The organism is Pedobacter glucosidilyticus DSM 23534 (genome assembly GCF_000425145.1).
In the GTDB taxonomy this organism is placed as follows: domain Bacteria; phylum Bacteroidota; class Bacteroidia; order Sphingobacteriales; family Sphingobacteriaceae; genus Pseudopedobacter; species Pseudopedobacter glucosidilyticus.
This window is the reverse complement of the sequence record NZ_KE384317.1, coordinates 1-20,242: the sequence shown is the minus strand read 5'-3', so window position 1 is coordinate 20,242 and position 20,242 is coordinate 1. Positions and strand designations below refer to the sequence as shown.

General features: G+C 40.5%; 17 protein-coding genes. 10 read left to right on the top strand and 7 right to left on the bottom strand.

The genetic code is table 11. From position 1 onward, the window contains the following. Positions 1 to 5: 5 nt before the first annotated feature. The 3 genes from H510_RS19770 to H510_RS0117750 form a co-directional block, all read right to left on the bottom strand. A complete protein-coding gene (locus tag H510_RS19770) occupies positions 6 to 905 on the bottom strand; it encodes an HNH endonuclease (protein ID WP_051291386.1) in 900 nt (299 codons plus the stop codon). Then, on the bottom strand, positions 906 to 1,112 hold the full coding sequence (locus H510_RS0117755) for a hypothetical protein (protein ID WP_026905543.1): 207 nt from the start codon (positions 1,110 to 1,112) through the stop codon (positions 906 to 908). Between the two features lie 66 nt (positions 1,113 to 1,178). Continuing rightward, complete coding sequence (locus H510_RS0117750) at positions 1,179 to 1,421, bottom strand: helix-turn-helix transcriptional regulator (protein WP_026905542.1); 243 nt, start codon at positions 1,419 to 1,421, stop codon at positions 1,179 to 1,181. Positions 1,422 to 2,307: 886 nt separating this feature from the next. On the opposite strand from H510_RS0117750, the gene H510_RS0117740 reads away from it, so the two are divergent. Genes H510_RS0117740 through H510_RS0117730 form a run of 3 tightly spaced genes read left to right on the top strand, consistent with a single transcriptional unit; the run spans position 2,308 to position 8,187 of the window. Then, positions 2,308 to 3,573, top strand: coding sequence for a TlpA family protein disulfide reductase (locus tag H510_RS0117740; RefSeq protein ID WP_162143094.1), 1,266 nt, complete (start codon positions 2,308 to 2,310; stop codon positions 3,571 to 3,573). Beyond that, entirely contained in the window at positions 3,570 to 6,794 is a 3,225-nt protein-coding gene (locus tag H510_RS0117735; protein ID WP_026905540.1) for a SusC/RagA family TonB-linked outer membrane protein, read from the top strand. Before H510_RS0117740 ends, H510_RS0117735 begins: the two co-directional genes overlap by 4 nt. Positions 6,795 to 6,828: 34 nt before the next feature. Then, on the top strand, positions 6,829 to 8,187 hold the full coding sequence (locus H510_RS0117730) for a RagB/SusD family nutrient uptake outer membrane protein (RefSeq protein WP_026905539.1): 1,359 nt from the start codon (positions 6,829 to 6,831) through the stop codon (positions 8,185 to 8,187). Between the two features lie 33 nt (positions 8,188 to 8,220). Here the strand turns inward: H510_RS0117730 and H510_RS0117725 are convergent, their stop codons facing one another. Together H510_RS0117725 and H510_RS0117715 are read right to left on the bottom strand one after the other, a co-directional pair. Continuing rightward, the gene (locus H510_RS0117725) at positions 8,221 to 8,544 is read right to left on the bottom strand and encodes a hypothetical protein (protein WP_155978042.1); all 324 of its coding nucleotides are present in this window, start codon (positions 8,542 to 8,544) and stop codon (positions 8,221 to 8,223) included. A gap of 818 nt (positions 8,545 to 9,362) precedes the next feature. Next, the gene (locus H510_RS0117715; protein WP_026905536.1) at positions 9,363 to 9,770 is read right to left on the bottom strand and encodes a hypothetical protein; all 408 of its coding nucleotides are present in this window, start codon (positions 9,768 to 9,770) and stop codon (positions 9,363 to 9,365) included. A 1,431-nt stretch (positions 9,771 to 11,201) separates the two neighbouring features. Here H510_RS0117715 and H510_RS0117710 point away from each other — a divergent pair. The 6 genes from H510_RS0117710 (at position 11,202) to H510_RS0117685 (ending at position 14,861) form a co-directional block, all read left to right on the top strand. Further along, a complete protein-coding gene (locus H510_RS0117710) occupies positions 11,202 to 12,020 on the top strand; it encodes a LytTR family DNA-binding domain-containing protein (RefSeq protein ID WP_081659328.1) in 819 nt (272 codons plus the stop codon). 125 nt (positions 12,021 to 12,145) lie between these two features. Beyond that, positions 12,146 to 12,418: a helix-turn-helix domain-containing protein gene (locus tag H510_RS20445; RefSeq protein WP_036693431.1), complete on the top strand. Its 273-nt coding sequence runs from the start codon at positions 12,146 to 12,148 to the stop codon at positions 12,416 to 12,418. A 353-nt stretch (positions 12,419 to 12,771) separates the two neighbouring features. Then, the gene (locus H510_RS0117700) at positions 12,772 to 13,413 is read left to right on the top strand and encodes a DUF6266 family protein (RefSeq protein WP_026905534.1); all 642 of its coding nucleotides are present in this window, start codon (positions 12,772 to 12,774) and stop codon (positions 13,411 to 13,413) included. A gap of 64 nt (positions 13,414 to 13,477) precedes the next feature. Next, on the top strand, positions 13,478 to 13,861 hold the full coding sequence (locus H510_RS20280; protein ID WP_026905533.1) for a hypothetical protein: 384 nt from the start codon (positions 13,478 to 13,480) through the stop codon (positions 13,859 to 13,861). Further along, positions 13,780 to 14,379, top strand: coding sequence for a CHAP domain-containing protein (locus tag H510_RS19360; protein ID WP_081659327.1), 600 nt, complete (start codon positions 13,780 to 13,782; stop codon positions 14,377 to 14,379). The genes H510_RS20280 and H510_RS19360 overlap by 82 nt, the downstream gene beginning before the upstream one ends. Next, the gene (locus H510_RS0117685; protein WP_155978040.1) at positions 14,376 to 14,861 is read left to right on the top strand and encodes a hypothetical protein; all 486 of its coding nucleotides are present in this window, start codon (positions 14,376 to 14,378) and stop codon (positions 14,859 to 14,861) included. The genes H510_RS19360 and H510_RS0117685 overlap by 4 nt, the downstream gene beginning before the upstream one ends. A 904-nt stretch (positions 14,862 to 15,765) precedes the next feature. Here the strand turns inward: H510_RS0117685 and H510_RS0117680 are convergent. Both H510_RS0117680 and H510_RS0117675 read right to left on the bottom strand, forming a co-directional pair. Next, entirely contained in the window at positions 15,766 to 16,482 is a 717-nt protein-coding gene (locus H510_RS0117680) for a glycosyltransferase family 2 protein (protein ID WP_026905531.1), read from the bottom strand. A gap of 12 nt (positions 16,483 to 16,494) precedes the next feature. Next, positions 16,495 to 18,387, bottom strand: coding sequence for a tetratricopeptide repeat protein (locus tag H510_RS0117675; protein ID WP_026905530.1), 1,893 nt, complete (start codon positions 18,385 to 18,387; stop codon positions 16,495 to 16,497). Between the two features lie 431 nt (positions 18,388 to 18,818). On the opposite strand from H510_RS0117675, the gene H510_RS19355 reads away from it, so the two are divergent. After that, positions 18,819 to 20,242: SprB repeat-containing protein (locus H510_RS19355; RefSeq protein ID WP_036693428.1), on the top strand; the 1,424-nt coding region annotated here is incomplete at its 3' end.

Genomic DNA, 20,242 nt, shown 5'->3' with positions numbered 1-20,242 from the left:
GACTTTTAATCTTTCGATATTATTAGTTTTAACGATTCTATTGTATGATATTTTCCATCATCTTTTTTTCTATGAAGCATTCTATGACAGTTTGCACAGACTAATGCCAGATCTTCAATACGTGTTTTTCTTTCACCTCCATTCGCTATTGGTAATCTATGATGGCACTCGATGAAACTAAAGCCTATACTGCCATAAAAGTGATTAAAATCGAAATCACAGCATTCGCAATGCAAATTGCCCTTTTCCATTGCTCTCTTTTTACAAATATTAATTATAGCAGGAGAACGTTCTCGCCAAACATGCTTTCTAAAAGCTTCACGTTCTTTTCCTTCTAAGAAACTGATCTCAGAATCTAAATTTAATTTTTCCCCTTCATCTATGTCTATTGCGGTTAACACACTATTATTAAACTGCCCATTAAAAAGTCTCCATACTTCATTTTGTATTTCTTCAATCGATTTGTTTTCGCTTAGTAGAGAAATAGAGCAGACTTTGCCCCAATTAGGTTTAAAGAAGCTTAGGTTATTGGCTTGGGTAAATATCTTTTTGTCTAAAGATGCTTTTGCTATTACTGCGACTTCTCTTTCCCATTTGAAGTCATGTGTTAATAAGGTATTTTCTGTCGCTTCTGAATAATCTATTGGTGTTACTAAATGCGTTAAATACGTTCTTGGTGATACGCCTGCGACCTTGTCTACTTTTTGAAATAATAATATAAGTTCTCCAGGCTTAACTAAATTAGCTTGTTTTATCTGTGTTCTAGAAAAGTTTAATTTAAATCTTTGTTCAGTTGAATTTTCATAATAAGCCCAATCTGTACCATTGTCTCTTTTTACATTTTTTACCCAAAGTAAATCTGATGATTTGAAAAGCATTTGAGAATTAATCTTATTATTAATCATTTAACCAAGATATGTTGATGGACTATCCATCCAACCTACTACTTTTTTACTGTCCTCAAGTTTTCTACCGTTTTGGTAGTTCCAAGTTCTATCTTTTTGTAAGATTAGAAATTCAGAATAAAAGCTATTTCCATCCTTTACACTTGCAATAACAGATTTCCCCACATTAGGTGTACTTTGCTCTATTGATGTCCAATCTTTTGCCATAATCTTGACTTAACTTTAATGATGAAATTTATATTAACTTTCTTCTATGCCCTCAACTTACACTATTTATTTAGTATTATTTTTAAATGGAAGTATCTGACTATTACTCCAATCACTTGGATGAAGTAATTCTCTTATATCAACCCTTAAATGTTCAGCAATTTTATTTAAAGTATTTAGTGTAGGTTGTTGTTTATTGTTAACCCATCTAGATACAGTTTCTTTTTCTACGCCAAGAAACTTTATTAAATCGCTATTTCCAGCGCCCTTTTCTTTTAATACCTCAGCTATGCGATTAATTTTAGTCACTTTAAAAAAAAATTATTTTATAGTTGATTTTTAAAATCAACAATCGTATATTTGTTTAGTAATTAGTTTAATAGCGATAACTTTAGTAGGGATTAAATCCTACTTAACGATGTCACTCAAACAAGAAAACCGCTAAATTTTCCTCTTGAGTTGACCGTGAGTTCGTTTTCTATTGGATTTATATATCTTTACGATATTATCCAGTAGGGCGAACTTCATGTCAGTCTTGAGGAACCCTGATTTCGATTAGGGAGGTTCTTAGCGGTACCACTTGTAAGCATTGAAGTTCGCCCTATTGGTTTCTCACCAATTTGGTTTTCTTCCTTTGCTTTTTGGGTACACATCGTTTTCATAGATATCATAAAATGAAAACATCTACATTTAACCCTTTTGTAAAACAGCTTTTAAACGTTTCCCATAGGCGTTATGGCAAAGCTACAACCCTCGCAGTCGTAGTTAATCATCCTTTTCAAAATCCCATTATTCGCATCATCAAATCGCCAACTTAGGATAACACCAACCAACAGCAAGCGTATGTAACGGTCTTTAAAAATAACCGTAAGCGCTAGCTCTGTATCAAACTATCCTAAATTTTAATCACTAAAAGCAGAAGAATATGCGGTTTTTATACCCAATGGGGCAGCTATGTCCAAAATTTACCCTTCTACTACTTCAAATATATCATAATTCTGTATTAATAAAACAAGCTTTATCGAAATATTTTTTAACTAATACTTATACATGGGTAAATATCCTCCAATCATTAAGATTTAGTGCTCACAACATTTCATTTATAACATACAGCAGGCCATCTCTAGCCGCCCTTGCCTGCTTATTAGTTAAGGTGTTAATAAATAGGGCGGCTTCTTTATTTACCCCAAAGAAGATGTCTAAACGAAGTTCCTCTTTAATGATTTTGGTTTGTATACTGGTTATCGTATCATACAGCAAAAAAGCCAAAGCCCAACAGGCTTTAGAAATTGGAGATACCATCCCCCAAGCCTTATGGGATTTAAAGCTGCAAACAGTAAACCACCCTGAGGGCAAAAACACCATCACTTTAAATGAGTATAAAGGCAAACTCATCATCCTAGATTTTTGGAGCAGCTACTGTGGAGCTTGTATCAAACTGTTGCCAAAAGCTGCGGACTTGCAGGCCGCTTATCAAGAGCAGATAAAGGTGGTCCAGATAACTCCGGAACCTACCGAACGCATTGTAAAAGTATTAAACCACAACCCTAATCTTAAAGATATGAACATCAGTACGGTAGTGGCAGACAGCCTGTTACCAGATTATTTTCCGCACCGTTATTTCCCGCATATTGTATGGATAAATGGAGATGGGGTATTGCTGGGAGCTACGCAAGCAGAATATCTGAACGAGCATACCATCCAGCAAATTCTGGAAGAGAAAAGACCACAATGGCATCTCAAAAACGATCAAGAGCTTTTTGACCCTAAACAGCAAAGTGTGCATGATTATGTGAAATTACCGCAAGAGCAGGTTTTTCTACCTTACATCCCCGGCATGCCACACAGGGCCGGGAAAGTGCCTGAGGGAGACCTAGAGCGGGAGTATGTAGTAAATACCAGCTGGATAAGTTTGTATGCCCGAGCACTAGGAAAAGGCGAGCTGGTATTCGAACCTAAAAGGCGAGACTTGCAGGTGGCCGATACTGCTAGGCTGGTTTTTAATGGCGCTGGCTATTATGAAGATTGGAAACAGCAAAACGGGATCTCTTACGAACAGTGGTTCCCTAAAAGTACAGACGAGAGCCACCGCTCCAAGCTATTACTGCAACAGCTAAATACCCGCTCTGGTTACCATGGTCGCATAGAAGAACAAGAAATACCAGTATTACTGCTCACAAAAACAGCGGAAGCTACCGGGCTAAAGGCCATACAAAAACCCACTACCCGTCTCATGTCTATGGTTGCCAACCTAAACAGGATAACCGGTATCCCCTGGGTGGTAAACGAAAGTGGTTTGTCTGCTACCACACTGCTTTATTTTCCTGGTCAGCCGGCTACCCTATCAGAAGTAATACCATTATTGCGGCAACAGGGTTTGCAGCTCAGCCCTGCAACCAGGCGGCTGCCTGTTTTTATACTTACAGAAAATTATCCATCCAAAACCATTCCTTCACCATGACCAGAATTGTTACCTATCTGTTTTTTTGTTTATGCCTATTGGCCATAGCTGCCGGGGCACAGGAACTCCGTTTGAGTGGGCGCATCATTGCTTCACCCGGAAATATACCGCTAGCCAATGCCACAGTATTTTTAAAACGCAGTGGGCTCAGCACCAGTAGCCGGGCTAACGGCGACTTTAGTATCAGCGGTATTCGGCTGCCCGACACCCTTATTGTAAGCTATATGGGCTACCAGTCGCACCGCCAGATCATTACCTCTGCCAATAGCGGTTTACAGGTGCTGCTGCTGCCGGCACCTACAACCTTGCAGGAAGTGGTGGTAAATACCGGCTATCAGCAGCTAGCTGCCGGCAGGGCAACGGGAGCCTATAGTCTGGTAGACAGTGCGCTGTTTCACCGCCAGGTGGGAACCGATGTTTTCCGCAGGCTGGAAGGCATTACCCCATCAATATTGTTCGATAAGCGGGGTGGCGATGGAGCCGTTACCCGTTTCAATGTACGTGGTCTCAGTACCATTACCACTGGGCAACAACGACCACTAATTATACTAGATAATTTTCCTTACGAAGGTGATGTGGCCAATATTAATCCTAACGATGTGGAAAGCATGACCATTCTGAAAGATGCGGCAGCAGCAGCGATATGGGGAGCAAAGGCCGGCAATGGTGTGGTGGTAATTACCACCAAAAAGGCCAAACTACAGCAGCCCCTGCAAGTTGCCTTAAATGTAAACTCCACTTTCTCCAGCCTGCCAGATCTTAAAGCCTACCCGGTAATGAGCAGTAAGGATTTCTTGGAAACCGAAAAGTTTTTGTACGACAGGGGATATTATAATGCCGCTATCGCCAATGTGCGAAACCGGCCGGTACTCTCTCCCTATGTAGAGCTGTTGGCAAGGAAACAAGCCGGAAATGTAAACCAGCAAGAGATAGATGCCCTACTGGAAAAGTGGCAGCACCTTGATTTAAGGGACGAATACCTTCAGCACCTTTACCGCAGGGCAGTTAACCAGCAGTACAGCTTGGCACTATCCGGTGGCAGCCGCCAGCTGGCCTACAATGGTAGCATAGGTTTTGACCGAAACCTGTCGCAACTGGAAGGCGACCAAAACCAACGCTTTACCCTAAACAACCAGATGCTGTTTAGCCCAACGGCGAAGCTAAAGATTACCGCAGGAATGATTCTGACGCAGAACAAAAGCGAAAATAACAGCCTGGGGGCCTACAATACCTTGTCGCCAGGGGGGCTAAAAAACTTTTTATACCCTTATGCCCGTTTTGCTGATGACCAAGGGAATGCGCTAGCCCTGCCTAAAAATTACCGTAAAGCCTATACCGATACCGCTGGTCGTGGCCGTTTACTCAACTGGGATTACCGTCCGCTAGACGAATTGGCAAATAATGACAATAGCCGTAACAGCCGGGATATCCTACTGGATGTGCAGGCCAGCTATCGTTTGTTGCCATTTCTGAAAGCAAGCCTTGCTTATCGCTATCAGAATACGCTGGGGCAATCCATCAATAATTATAATACCAACAGCTATTTTACCCGCGACTTGATCAACCGCTTTACACAGCTTTCGGCCACCAATACCATTTATAAACTCCCTTACGGCGGTATCCGCGACCTGGGCAATAACAGTATCATTAACCATGGGCTGAGGGCGCAGCTAGATGTTAACAAGCAGTGGGCAAACCATAGCCTGGATATGCTGGGCGGTGCCGAGCTGAGACAGACTACAGGAGAGGCATCTCAGCTGAGGGTATACGGTTTTAACGATCTTAATTACATCAGTGCGCCGGCAGACCTGGTGACGGCATTCCCGATATACGGTATGCTGTCTAGCAATACCACTATTCCGAGACGCGAAAGTTTCCAAAGCACACTCGATCGCTTTCTTTCCTACTACATCAATGCCACTTATCGTTATACCAACCGCTATACCCTTTCGGCAAGTGCCAGGAAAGACCAGAGCAATTTATTCGGGGTAAATACCAATATGAGGGGAGTACCACTTTATTCGCTGGGAGCGGCATGGCATACAGATCAGGAGACATTTTTCCACAGCAGCTGGCTATCCCGGCTCAACTTCAGGTTCAGCTATGGCTATACCGGTAATGTGAACACCTCGCTTTCTGCACTAACTACCATTCGCTATAACGAGCTGTTTATGGATATCAATACCTTTACAGGTCTTCCTTCTGCAACAGTAGTGAATCCGCCAAACCCCGATTTGAGGTGGGAAAAAACAGGGATTTTTAATGCAGCCGCAGATTTTGGTTTAAGTAACAACCGCCTGAGTGGAAGCATCAACTATTTCAGAAAAAGATCGGTAGATCTTATCGGTTTGATTGATGTAGACCCAACCTACGGCGGCACAGGGCAGCAAAGCCTCAACAGTGCAGTATTATCTAATAATGGCGTCGAACTGGAGTTAAACAGTGTGAACCTTAAAGGAGCACTGGGCTGGAACAGTACTTTCTTGTTTTCTTCCAGCAGGAACAAAGTGGAAGCGTATTACTACGAGCCTGCTAACGCTACCGGCCGGGTAGGCAATGGCAGCAATATTTCGCCAATGGTAGGCAAACCTGCCTATAGTGTGGTGAGCTATAAATGGGCAGGGCTAGATGCGGCTACAGGAGATCCGCAGGTGTATCTTCGCGGAGAAGTGACCAAAGATTATGCAAAGGTAATTAACGAAGCAAAAGAAGAGGACCTGATATTTCATGGTCCTGCTATTGCCCCATATTTTGGTGCGTTGCGTAACGACTTTACTTATCAAAACCTCAGTCTCAGTTTCAACCTGACTTACCGTTTTGGTTATGTTTACCGGCCGAATAGCATAGATTACAATGCGCTATTTAGCGTATGGGCTACAAATCCTGATTTTGCCCAACGCTGGCAGCAGCCCGGAGACGAGCAGCGTACCCATGTACCAGCTATGGTGTATCCGGCAAATAGCAACCGCGACTTGGTTTATAATAATTCCAGTGTGCTGGTAGAAAAAGGAGACCATGTGCGTTTGCAGGACATCCGACTGGCCTACAATTTTTCTGCTGCGCAGTTGACCCGGCTGAGGATCAACAGGCTTTCGTTGTTTTGCTATGCCAGCAACCTCGGAATATTGTGGAAAGCAAGCCATAAGCCATGGGATCCGGATTACGGACAAACCTATGTGCCTCCAAAAAATTATGCAATTGGACTTACCGCAAATTTTTAATCATAAATTTTCGTCTCAAATCTCAATACTCAATATGAAAAAACTACCATTGATATTACTGTTCTCTCTCCTTGTAGGCTTGCAGGGCTGCGATACTTTTTTAGATGCCAAGCCCGATAAAGCTTTAGCCACACCAGAAACGCTAGCAGATCTTGCCGCAATGATGGATAATGTAGTTATGCATACCAACTACCCCGTAGCAGGAGATATTGCCAGCGACGACTATTACATGCAGGATGCAGTTTGGGAAGCCATTACCGACCAAGTGGCCCGCCAGAATTATGTATGGGACCCCACCACCGAACAGGTTTTTCCGTGGCTGGATGCCTATAATCGAGTTTTTATTGCCAATGTGGTATTAGATCGATTAGAAGAACTCCGGTTTGCTGGGAATAGCTTGGCACAGGCGGATATACTGAAAGGACAGGCACTTTTTTACAGGGCTTTCAATTTTTACCACCTCTTGCAGGTGTATACCTTACCTTATACCAAGGCAGCGGCCGGTAGCCTGCCGGGTATTGTACTGAAACTGAAGAGCGACACAGAAGAGCCCATTGCCCGGGCAAGCGTAGAAAAGAGCTACCACCAAACCATCAGCGACTTGGAAGCCGCTGCAGCGTTGTTACCAGCGAAGGCACAATTTAAGACTCAGCCCTCTAAAGTGGCTGCTTTTGCCCTGCTGGCCCGGATTTACCTGATCATGGGAGATTATCCTGCCGCAAACCGATATGCTGATGCAGCCATTGAGTTGCAACCCAACCTGACAGACTATAACGCGGTGAGCCAAACTGCAGCCAACCCATTTGCTATATTTCACGAGGAAGTGATTTTACATGCTACCGGAGCATCAAGGGGAGGAGTATTTAATGCCAGCAGAGCAAGGATAGATACCTTACTTTACAAAAGCTATGTAAACGACGACCTGAGGAAAGTCCTGTATTTTAGAAGAAATACAGATGGTACTTATATATTTAAAGGAGATTATGGAGGTAGAAATACCAGTAATTTATTCTCGGGGATAGCCACAGACGAGCTGTACCTGATTAGGGCAGAGACTTTCGTGAGGATGGAGGAAGTTGAAAAGGGACTGGCTGATTTGAATAGGCTAGCATTAAAACGGTGGAAGACCGGAACCTTTGTTCCTTACAGCACTTCCAATACAGCTAATCCACTGCAAACTATTCTAACCGAAAGACGGAAAGAACTGTTGTTTCGAACAAACATACGCTGGTCTGATTTAAGGAGATTTGCCGCAGATCCGGTGCTGGCACAAACACCTTTACGGAAGTTAAAGGGTACTACCTACAGCCTGCAACCCGGCGACCTGCATTATGCTTTTTTAATTCCTGCAAGTGCAGTAAACTTGAGTGGCCTGCAACAAAACAGCCGATAGCAGAAAGGGGAGGTTGTGGCCTCCCCTTTCGTTTTAATCTCTGACAAACACATCACCTTGGGCTTCGTTCTTTGCATTAATGCGTGATTCCAATCCAGAATCAATCATGGGATGTCCTGGGTTGTCAGGATTTTCTTCTGCCCTGATAGTACATACCACGTTTTCGCCACCAGCACAGGCAGCGCCAGAAGCCAGGCTGTATTGGTTCTCATCGGTCTGTAAACCTGTACCGCTATACTGCCAAAACTGTAACGTACTAACCTCGCTCTGGAGAGGGCCTGCTTTAAAAGCAGAAAATAAAACAGCGCCTGAGATTGCTGCTACAGCAATCATAGGAATGATGAATTTTTTCTTCATCTTTGATTTGGCTTTGCTACACCTCGAAGCCATAGAGTTTTACATGAAAGGTTTGAAAATGAATAATTTGATTTTTATGATAGATTCTTTAAGCAGTACCTGAACATAAGCTTTTATTCGACCTTGGCCTTTGCGGCAGTGCTGCATAAGCCTAAGCAGTTCCATTGGTAGCAAAGGGCGCAGTCGGGAGCTTCTTGCCTGCTGGCAAGCAGGTTGTTTAATTTCGCGGAGGAAATGCAAAGCATTCATGAAGGCAAAAGAAAAACATGAAACCCTTTGAATAAAAGTAAATGCCATTGCCCGGCATGAGGGCAGGCGAGACTGTGCCTAAGGAATTATCATATTATTTTCATTCTTCAAAATCAAACATTTTGGTTATGCCTACTCTGTTACAGGGTTTTCGGCGTCTCCCTATTCATAAGGCCTTATGAACAGGTAAAGAAAAGAGACTAAAAGGGCATAAAATGTCCTTTTACTTTTTAGTGTTATTTTTTTTGAAAGGTCCTGGAAGAATGATATAACGTCTAAGCTGGCGGGAATAATGGATATTGAAATTTTTATTGTAACGTAGATCATTAATCATCCTGGCGATACTGCGTACATCACAATTAAATTTATGGGCCATTGCCTCTCTTGATAACGGACTTTTTTTATGAATGAGTTCAAGCAGGTAATCCCGTCTTGCTTCATAAGTCTGGAAGTTTACCATAAGCGTAAAATAATAACCTGCATGGCTGCATGGAGTAAAACAAAGCAGCCGGCTTTGCTTAAATCTGCTATTGTTCGTGGAATTTTTTTTGCCGGCTGCTTCTTAAAATCTATGTTAAGGGTTCACTTAAGTAACCGATACTGATCTCCAGCGTTTCAGACACCAACATGCCTTGTTCGGGAATATAAGTAAGGGTAGACTTTTGCGTCTTCTCATATAATTTACCCCGGCCAGTACCATTAGATTTTGCAGAAAGTACAGGCTGTTTAACCAATGTAATAGGCTTGCGGTTTTCCAGAAAATCTGCTACCGAAAATCCCATTTCCTGAAGAAAAGCAGGGGACGCTTGTCGTAAATCGTACAGTTGCGCTTCATCCAGTTCGAAATTGTTTTCTAGCCATGCTGCAAAATCCTGCTTAGCCAAAAGTGCCTCTTGAGTTAAAGGCTCCTGAGGCCATGCATACAACTCTTGCAGCAGGAGCTGTAAGCCCAGATTGTTGAAATTTTTCTTGTTCATAGTTTCTTGAATTAAAATATTAATAAAAAAATCCCTGCAGGTTGAAAGCGAAGTAAACTAGGAAAAAGTTTAATTGCAAGTCGCAAACGCATTTTTGGTGCGAATGGTAGGATTTTAAGTGTGAATGGTAGTAAATTTTATGAATGGCATAATACTTCACTTATTTTCCGATTGCCTTGTTCATCGCGAAAGTTCTGGATGGAGAGTTCCCTGTTTTTGAATTTTTAATTTTACCTTTTGAATTTTCAAGGTCATCGCGAGCAAAGCGAAGCGATCTCTTCATGCAGGTTACACCATTGCTTTGTCATAGCGATGAGGAACGAAGAAGCTATCTCATCACGCAAGGCTAACTCCTCATACAGGTTATAAAAGAGACTGCCACGTACCTCGCAGTGACAAACTGGGCGGTGACATACTAGATAAACATAGTGAAGCTATCTATTCAAACAGGTAATAAAAGAGAAGCCACATACCTCGCATTGACAAACCAGAGCGTTTAAACAAAAAAAGTCTACAACTTATAAGTAACCACCCAGCTCAGTGCTCTCAGTGCCCTCCGTGGTTAAAACATAGCGAACATAGTGAAGCTATCCCATCACGCAAGGCTATCCTGTAAGTATTATGAGAGAAGCCACGTACCTCGCAGTGCCAAACCAGGCGAGCATAGTGAAGCTATCACCATCGCTTTGTCATCGCGAACATAGTGAAGCGATCTCTTCATGCAAGGCTATCCCTCCATACAGGTTGTAACAGAGACTGCCACGTACCTCGCAGTGACAAACTGGGCGGTGACATACTAGATAAACATAGTGAAGCTATCTATTCAAACAGGTAATAAAAGAGAAGCCACATACCTCGCATTGACAAACCAGAGCGTTTAAACAAAAAAAGTCTACAACTTATAAGTAACCACCCAGCTCAGTGCTCTCAGTGCCCTCCGTGTTTCAAACCTGGCGAACGTAGTGAAGCTATCCCATCACGCAAGGCTATCCTGTAAGTATTATGAGAGACTGCCACGTTCCTCGCAGTGACAAACGCTTTGTCATCGCGATAAGGAACGAAGAAGCTATCTCATCACGCAAGGCTATCCTATAAGTATTATGAGAGAAGCCACGTACCTCGCATTGACAAGCAAACCTTCTGTCCTGTTGAGGTCTAATACCTGCCTACCGCAGGCAAGTATTTCATATCAATCAATAGGTAAAACGTTTTTTATAAAATCTAATAACTCTGATCATTAAATATTATAAAAAATGTCAATGGTAGCACTATCAGTACCATGCATCCTACAGTCAAATGCAATACATGTATTATAAAACTTATTTAAGTGCTTATTTTTCATAATAAGTGGGCTTTTAATAGAAATTTCATATTTTATTTAACTTTTAATTACGATAATATTATATTGGGTTGATTTTTAATTTCACGCCTATGAACATGAAAAAATCTTATCGCCCTACCTCCTATATCAAATGGTATTATATGTTGTTGATATCCTTTTGCCTGGCATTATATCTCAACTGGCCAACGCAGTTTCTCAGTATAGCAGATTTATGGAATAGGCAAATATTCTGGAAAGCTTTGGTTTTTTCATGGTTATTGGGCTTTATGCTCATTGGGTTGATGGATTGGCTTTGCAGGATTTTGGATCATCGTTTCCCATGGAAACAAAAATTTTGGACGCGTTTAGTCTGGCAAATATTGCTGGGTATAGCAATACCGCTCCTGATTATTTTAAGTATAGTTAGGTTTGTGTACTTTCAAAACAAGGAAAGTTTTATGGAGAGTGGTTATCTTACATTAGAATTCCCCGTTGTGGTTGCAGGCATACTGGCCTTAAATTCTATATATTATAGCTTATCACGTCATCTAAATAAAACACAAGTAGAGAAACGCTTGGTGTGTACCATAAGAGGAATGTTCCGTTCTGTTTCACCAGATGATATCGTTATCCTGAGGCGAAATAAAAACTCGGGATATGTAGTGCTTAAAGATGGTGAAGAAGGGCGTATGGATTACCTGATAGAAGATTTAGAAGTGCTGCTGGATGCTGAAAAGTTTGTGAGGATAAACCGGTCTACCATTATAGCGATAGCGTGTATTAAAGGATGGGTACCGGTAGGAAACGGACAATTTTTATTGGAGCTATGCTCTGAAGTTCCTAAAGAAGTAAAACTTACAGTAAGCCGCAGTCGTAAACATACTTTGGAAAAGCTGCTCAACAGGCAGCTTCAACCAGCAGATGATTAATCATTTGTTAAAAGACCTTTTTAAGTAATGCTATTGTTCGTGGATAGTAATAATTAGAATGCTTGTTCATTATACTTAAAATAATGATAACAGGTATGCCTATGGTTTAAAATATCCTACAAAACATGCAAGAAAAAGATACTCCTATATTAAAAGAAATAGTTAATCTACTTTACCATATCTTGGTTAAAATGCCCCATCCCTCAGCCTTAATACCTAAGCCCATAGCTCCGGAAAAAGTATGGTTGGATAATGCCGACCTGATGCAGAAACTTCACCTGAGTGCCAGTACCCTGCAGCGCTGGCGAAACGAAGGCAAGCTACCCTACCGAAAAATTAAGGGTAAGGTATGGTACCTGGAAAGTGATGTAAATCGTTTTTTAGAAAATGAAATTTAGAAGGCTCAAAATTTACGAAGTTTCTTTCCATTAGGGTTGGCAAACTTCGTAAATCTTATGTCGGCCGAATTTTCCAAGCACCTTCTCCGTACCATATTCGCACCTTATTCGCAAAAGGTATCTGTTTTGCGAACAAGGCATGGACAATTAGCGAAGAACAAGCGAAGAAAGCAATTTTTAGCCGTGGCAACACAAAACGTCAACGGCAGTCAAACACTGTCAAACACCGTCAAATAGTGTCAGAGACCTTATAAAGCTGGTTTTTAGAAAAAAGCCACCCTACCTTTGTTTCAACAAGTGAGAAGCTTGCCGGCAATGCATACTTGATTTTTTCACATTTAAATTTTAAAAAAATGGCAATTATCAAAAAAGGAATCCTAGGTGGATTCTCAGGAAAAGTAGGAACAGTAATAGGTGGTAGCTGGAAAGGCATAGACTATATGCGCAGTTTACCTAAAAAATCATCAAAGCCGGCAACAACTTTGCAAAACGACCAGCGACTGAAGTTTACGGCAGCAATGGCATTCTTAAAACCCATCAGCATACTGGTTACAAAAGGCTTCCAGTCGGTAACTGGTGCTCGTACACCATTAAATGCAGCAGTATCCTATCACGTAAAGGAAGCAATTATCGGCTCATCTCCTGATTTTTCTGTAGATGTATCCAAAGCCTTATTTAGTTTGGGCGATCTAACAGGTGCTTGGTCACCGCTGGTAGATAGCGAAATACCGGCGAGTATCAATTTCAACTGGCAGGACAACAGCGGAACGGGGCTGGCAGTAGCCGGCGATCAGGCGATAGTGCTGGTATACAACCCCGTAAAATCGCAATATGTGTTCCTGGAAAATGCAGCGGATCGATCTGCCGGAGACGTAAATCTTATCGTTCCGGCAAATTTTTCAGGCGATGAGGTCGATTGCTGGATAAGCTTTGCATCAGCAGATGGTAAGCGTATGGCTACCAGCATTTATGTAGGCAAAGTAACAGTTGCTTAGCTAAGTAATAGGGTGTCTCTGTAAGAGGAGGCACCCTTATTTAATCATTCAAAAAATATCCATCATGAATTTACTACTTATTTATCATAGTAGGAGAGGCATCAAATGGCCTTCTCTTGACGTTCAGCCAGTGATATGGCTATGCTTAGGACTGCTTATTTTTTATAGTGCTATTCCTTTCTGGATTTATCAGCTTGATGATACAGCGGCACTTCCAGATGCAGGAATCTGGGTAATGATATTAATTGCGCTATTAACCTTTCTGCTATTCTTAGTCTTTATTTGGAACCTCTTTAACAAGAGCTGGAACAGCTTAGGTTTACCTAGCATTAGCAATTTGGTTTTACAATTTAAACAACTCACCTTATGGCAACAATTCGTATTATATCTATCTTCTTTTACTTTACTCTTACTTACAGCTATAGCTTGTTTACTGGCAATGCTGTAGGGCATCAATCTACTTCTTGGTCCTTAAATCAAGCATCAGCAAAAAGGTTAAAATTACTTGAGGTTTATCGAAAAGAAATAGGCATTAAAGAAAAAAGCAACCGTAACGACGGTAGCCGGGTAGAAAGCTACCTCCAATACACAGGCCATAGCAAAGGGGCACCTTGGTGTGCTGCTTTTGTAAGCTGGTGCTTAGGCAAGGCAGGGATCAGCAATCCACAGACTGCATGGAGTCCGGCATTATTACCCGCAAAGCGTATCATCTGGAAAAATACTTGGCAGAAAGAAAAGATACAGCCACAGGCAGGAGATGTATTTGGTATTTGGTACGCTTCCAAAAAACGCATTGCCCATTGCGGTTTTATAGATGCTTGGGGCGATAGTATCATCATCACGGTTGAAGGGAATACCAATGAAGCCGGAAGCAGAGAAGGCGATGGGGTTTACCGTAAACGGAGGCTCAAACGTACCCTGTACGCCGTTGCAGATTGGGCAACAGCAAGGAGGGAAGATAGATGAAAAAGTTTTATACACTATTGGTGATGCTTATACTAACAGCCTGTTCAAGTCAAAAATCCAGGTATCAGCAGCTTATGAAAGAACTAGAAAAGACCAAACAGGCTAGTAGTTTAAAAGATAGCCTGCAAAGTCAAAGCAGTACGATAAACGCCACACTCCAGCAAGTGAAAGAAGGTGTGGTTTTAGAAATGGACGAACTATTTTATTGGCATCCAGATAGTGGCTTGCAACAGCAACCGGGCTATATCAAAGTAAAAGTTTATAAAAGCAGTAGCAAAGACAGTTTAGCAAGGCAAAGCCATCAGCAGCAAAGCAGTACGGTTAAAGCCCAACAACAAGAACAAGAGTTGTTAAAGAAAACAACTTATAAAGTATTGGAAAAGGAAGTGGAAAGGAAAGGGAGTTTTACCTTAATCCTACTGGCTATGATTTTCTTAGGCTTGGTAATTTTAGGCCTTTGGTGGAGTTTAAGGTTGAGATGATAAATAAAGCGAATCACAAATTAAGCTGTTCAGGATGTTAGCTCTACACATCCTGAACTTCATAAGGTTACACCATCACTTTGTCATCACGAACACTTTTTTGTCATTTCGAACACTTTTTTCATAGCGATGAGGAACGAAGAAGCGATCTCTTCACGCAAGGCTGTCCTATAAGTATTATGAGAGAAGCCACGTACCTCGCTTGACAAACTAGAGCGTTTGAACAAAAAAAGTCTACAACTTATAAGTAACCACCCAGCTCAGTGCTCTCTGTGCCCTCAGTGGTTAAAACATAGCGAACTTAGTGAAGCTATCCCATCACGCAAGGCCATCCCGATTGCTTTGTTCATAGCGATGAGGAACGAAGAAGCTATCCCATCACGCAAGGCTATCCTATAAGTATTATGAGAGAAGCCACGTTCCTCGCAGTGACAAAGAAACTATCATTTTGTCATCGTGAACACACTTTTTTGTCATCGCGAACATAGCGAAGCGATCTCATCACGCAAGGCTATCCTACAAGTATTATGAGAGAAGCCACGTACCTCGCAGTGACAAAGAAACCATCATTTTGTCATCGTGAACACACTTTTTTGTCATCGCGAACGTAGTGAAGCGATCTCTTTATGCAAGGCTATCTCTTCATACAGGTTATAAAAGAGAAGCTTCATTCTTCGCTTGACAAACTAGAGCAGTTAAACACTAAAAAAGTCTACAACTTGCAAGTGGCTCACCTTGCTTTTGTGTTGCTTCCTATCGTCAGCATGACTGGTTGGAGAGCATGCTGCAACCTTTCCCTTCCGTCTTGTTGAAAAGAAAGGTTAAGGTCTTATGGGGTAGAACATTCGCTGAATTACCTTCATAAAGCTTGCAATGCTTCATCAGCTTAGCTAGGAAAGAAGACTTAAAACTTCATACCATATTTTACAATACAATAAATAGCCCTTAAGCCATCTTTAAAACCTATTTTTTTGCCTTCCCGGTATGATCTGCCATAATAAGAAATCCCAATTTCATAAAATCTGATACCGGGTATAGCTGCTAATTTTGCAGTTAACTCGGGCTCAAAGCCAAATCTATTTTCTTTTAAGTGGATGTTTTGGAGTAAATCGCTTTTAAAAACCTTATAGCCACATTCCATATCACTAAGGTTTAAGCCTGTAAATAAATTACTCAGAAAAGTTAAAAATCTATTACCCAAAGCATGCCCAAAAAATAAAACCCGATGAGGTTTACTGCTTACAAACCTGGAGCCATAAACAACATCAGCATAGGCATTGAAGATGGGTTCTAAAAGTAAAGGATACTCTCTTGGATGGTACTCTAAATCTGCATCTTGTATCAAAACAATATCTCCATGGATAACCTCTAAGGCCTTTTTAATAGCAGCACCTTTACCTTGATTTGCTGTGCTATGAATCAGTTTGATATTCATTTCTGGCTGCATTTTTTTAAATGCCAATACTTGAGCTGCGCTAGCATCAGTAGAACCGTCATCAACCACAATAACCTCATAAGGATAAGCTAAAGCCTGAGTTTTGATACGTTCCAGTACGTTGATAATACTCTTTTCCTCATTATACAAAGGGATGATGATAGATAATTTCAGGCTATTCTTCATAATTTCAAGCTATTATTTTTGCAGCGTAGAGAGGTAAAGTCTTTCGTATTCTTGTGCCAGTTTAACATCACCTAAAGATTGGTAGGCATTGGCTAAGAAGCGTAAAGCCTGTGTATATTTAGGATTTGTTTCATAAGCCTTTCTGAAGGCCATTATGGCAGGGTTAAATTTTTGTTGACTTGCCAAAGCAGCACCGTAATTTAACCACAGCTCTGCATTAGTAGGTTGTTTTAGGGTTCCATCCTTAAAAGTTTGTTCTGCCTCAACAAATTTTTGTTGCCTAAATAGCAATTCACCATAAAAATTATGGGTATTAGGATGCCATATATTTTGTTTTAAAGCTTGCTGATAAAGTAAAGCTGCACTATCCAGCACTTGAAGTTTGTAATAAGTATCGGCCAAATTTAAACTGATGCCATAATCCGGTTTTTTATTGATGATTTGATTAAAAATATCAGCCGCTACCCTATAATTGCCAGCATGATAGTTTGAAGTTCCTAAATTAATCAGTGTCCCTTGGTCTTTAGGATCTAATTGATGGGCTAAATTTAAGTACTTGATGGCTTTAGGCAGGCTATCTTTTTCGCCAGCAATGCCTGCTTGCATCAACAAAGTACCATAATTAAACTGTACCCTAGCACTATTGGGAACTAGGCTAACATGTTTTGTAAACAGTGTTTGGTTGCTTTTCCATGTTTGAACATGTTTCCAAGAAAATAGAATAAACAATAAGGCAAATACAACAAACAAAAGATGGACACGGTGTGCCGGATTAAAATTCTTCAGCATAGCTGTTTGCTCGAACAGTAAGAAAACAGCAGAAAGCAATAGCCCCAGAATAGGCGTAAACATAAAACGGTCGGCCATGGTAGCACCAATAGTGATGAAAATATTGCTGGTTAAAGCAAAGCTGATGAAGAAAAATAAAATACCGAAACTGGCAATGGGCTTGCTATAAAACCATTTTATGGCAAAAAAGAGCAATAAAATAATAATTAGGGCAGAAACTATAAAAGAAACATCACCTAAACCAGCGCAAGGTATTTGCGGATAAGAATAATCATAAGCCATATTAACTGGATAGAAAAACTTAAGCAAATAATTCCCAACCATGCTGATGGCTGTCATCTTTTGAGCTAGCCAACTTTCACAAGCCAATAATGCATTATCATGATAGGTATAAGAAACCACGGCGGGTCCTTGATGAATAACATAGCTATGCCAGGCCAGCCAAATACTACCAACTACAGCAAATGGCCATAAGCTATAAGCCACTTGCTTAAAACTATACTTTTTAAATTGGAAGAGCATCAGCACCCAGATAGCTAAAAAGCTGATAGCCCCTTCTTTTGATAATAGGGCTAATAAAAAAAACAAAAGCGCCTTTAAGCTTAATTTTTCTTCTTGGAGAAGGATATAAGTAGCAGCAATGCCAAAGCAAAAAGCCAGCAGCTCATCCATACTTTTAATATTGGCTACCACCTCCACATGGTATGGATGAATAGCAAATAAGAAAGTGATGATAAAAGCAAGGAACGGCGTATAAGCTTTTAACAGCGATAGTAAAAAGCGATAAAGCAGAAAAATAGCAAGTAAATAAGTAGCCAGTTGGATGACATGAAATAACAGCGCACTACCCGGGGTAATTTGCCAAATAAGTGCAAATAGGATCAGAGAAAGCGGGCGATACAAACCACTATTATCATTCCAGTAGCCTTGCCAGTAAAAACTATCCAACAAGCGTGGAATACCTTGAATACCATCTTTAACAAAATTATTCTTGGTAATAACAGCTTCATCATCCAAAACAAAATCAAACAAAATGCTTTGCTGGTAAAGGATAAACACCACCACCAAGATGATATAAATGAAGTAAGGATAAGCTTTTAGTGTAGGGTTAGTCATGTATTTGATGTTAAAATTTCTTCATAAAATGGCTTGTTTAAATATCGAAGTAAATTTTATCATTTCTGATTAAAATTTTGTAACCTTCTAAATTGTGCATGCGTAAGAATACAAAAATTGAATTAAAAGACATGTTTTAAAGTATAAAAAATTATTAAATTTTATTTGTTGATTATCTTTTAAATTTTTTTTTGTAAATCTTTTGAATCTTAAATAAATGTTTATAATATTGATGTTACATTCTTATTAACCATTTTCGTCAATTAAATAGTACAATTAATAAATTTAACAACCTAAAATTAAACTATTTGAAAATAATTTTTACTTAATCTAATTTTGTTATCATCATTTGTTTTTCTAGGCGCTATGACGCTTTTTAAGGCTTGGTTTTAATTTTCTTTTGGGTTAAGCAGAAATAATAATTTTTCTGTATGATAAAAACCATCCCTGATTCAATCAAAGCAAAATGGAGTTTTGCTGATTTCAAGCCGCATTGTTTAGTATTAGCGTTAACCTTTTTGATGCTGTTTACGGGTATCAATAGTTATGCGCAAACGCAGTTTTGGAGTGATACTTTTGAGGATGCTGGAGCGCCTTCAACAGGTTCTCGTACTTCTTCTTATAATACTGGAGGACCAATTACACCTTATGCGTATTATTTTTTAAGAACTGATGGTAGCGATATAGATTTACAGCCCCCTTTTTCACCAGAGACTCAAACCTCTTATCAGAATTTTCAAGGTTCGAAATTTTGGGCTGGAGAAGATTTAGATAAGGTAGGTACTGGAGTAAATAATGCGGCTGACAAAATACAGAATATAACTTGGTCTGGTATTAATATAAGTGGAAAAACAGGCTTATCATTTAAAGGATTATTCGCGGCAAATGGTGGAATAGAATATCAAAATAAAGATTTTGGTCCAACTTATGATTTTATGAGAATTGAATATAGAATTGACGGAGGAAGTTGGGTTACTGCTGGTGGAGTTTTTCCAGATGCCGCAAATAGCATATATGGATTTATGAGAAACGATACAAATTTTGATGATTTAGGAGACGGAGATTTAATTACAAGGACATTTAGAGAATTAACCTATAATATTACAGGAACAGGAAATACTTTGGATTTAAGGTTTACAGCAAGTTCTGACGCTAGTTTAACACAGGAGATTGCCATAGACAACTTCCGTTTATTTGAAACAGCTTCTTGCACCGCACCAACCATTACAGTCAACCCACCAAACAGGACAATTTGCGCAGGTAGTAATACAACCTTTACTTCGAATGCATCAGGAGCAACGGCTTTTCAATGGCAGGTAAACACGGGTTCAGGCTTCACTGATATTACCAATGGTGGCGTTTACTCTAATGCAACAACTAACATACTAACCATAACAGGAGCAACAGCTGGTATGAGTGGCTATCTATATCGCTGTAAAGCTATCAACGGAGCGGCTTCCTGTTTTACAAATACTAACCAAAGTACACTAACAGTTTCATCAATCAATACTTCTTCTTGGTCACAAACTAACGTTTCATGCAATGGCTTGTCTAACGGAGCTGCCAGTGTAAGTCCTACAGGAGGGATTGCTCCTTATTCCTATTCTTGGGCCCCTTCTGGCGGAACAGGATCTATTGCTACAGGACTATCAGCAGGTTCATATACGGTAACAATTACTGATAACATTGGATGTACTGCGACTCGAAATTTTACCATTACGCAACCCACAGCTTTAAATGCTTCATCAGTAGTAACTAATGTAGCTTGTTTTGGAGGTAATACCGGAGCTATAAACTTAACCCCATCAGGCGGAACTCCAGGCTATACGTTCAATTGGGGAGGCGGTATCACAAC

Bases quoted from the DNA above. Each gene is read 5' to 3' on its own strand.
- H510_RS20280 (WP_026905533.1), top strand. From the start codon at position 13,478: ATGAATTTACTACTTATTTATCATAGTAGGAGAGGCATCAAATGGCCT.
- H510_RS0117725 (WP_155978042.1), bottom strand. From the start codon at position 8,544: ATGAAGAAAAAATTCATCATTCCTATGATTGCTGTAGCAGCAATCTCA.
- H510_RS19360 (WP_081659327.1), top strand. From the start codon at position 13,780: ATGGCAACAATTCGTATTATATCTATCTTCTTTTACTTTACTCTTACT.
- H510_RS0117700 (WP_026905534.1), top strand. From the start codon at position 12,772: ATGGCAATTATCAAAAAAGGAATCCTAGGTGGATTCTCAGGAAAAGTA.
- H510_RS0117715 (WP_026905536.1), bottom strand. From the start codon at position 9,770: ATGAACAAGAAAAATTTCAACAATCTGGGCTTACAGCTCCTGCTGCAA.
- H510_RS0117730 (WP_026905539.1), top strand. From the start codon at position 6,829: ATGAAAAAACTACCATTGATATTACTGTTCTCTCTCCTTGTAGGCTTG.
- H510_RS0117740 (WP_162143094.1), top strand. From the start codon at position 2,308: ATGTCTAAACGAAGTTCCTCTTTAATGATTTTGGTTTGTATACTGGTT.
- H510_RS19770 (WP_051291386.1), bottom strand. From the start codon at position 905: ATGATTAATAATAAGATTAATTCTCAAATGCTTTTCAAATCATCAGAT.
- H510_RS20445 (WP_036693431.1), top strand. From the start codon at position 12,146: ATGCAAGAAAAAGATACTCCTATATTAAAAGAAATAGTTAATCTACTT.
- H510_RS0117755 (WP_026905543.1), bottom strand. From the start codon at position 1,112: ATGGCAAAAGATTGGACATCAATAGAGCAAAGTACACCTAATGTGGGG.
- H510_RS0117680 (WP_026905531.1), bottom strand. From the start codon at position 16,482: ATGAAGAATAGCCTGAAATTATCTATCATCATCCCTTTGTATAATGAG.
- H510_RS0117710 (WP_081659328.1), top strand. From the start codon at position 11,202: ATGAACATGAAAAAATCTTATCGCCCTACCTCCTATATCAAATGGTAT.
- H510_RS0117735 (WP_026905540.1), top strand. From the start codon at position 3,570: ATGACCAGAATTGTTACCTATCTGTTTTTTTGTTTATGCCTATTGGCC.
- H510_RS0117675 (WP_026905530.1), bottom strand. From the start codon at position 18,387: ATGACTAACCCTACACTAAAAGCTTATCCTTACTTCATTTATATCATC.
- H510_RS0117685 (WP_155978040.1), top strand. From the start codon at position 14,376: ATGAAAAAGTTTTATACACTATTGGTGATGCTTATACTAACAGCCTGT.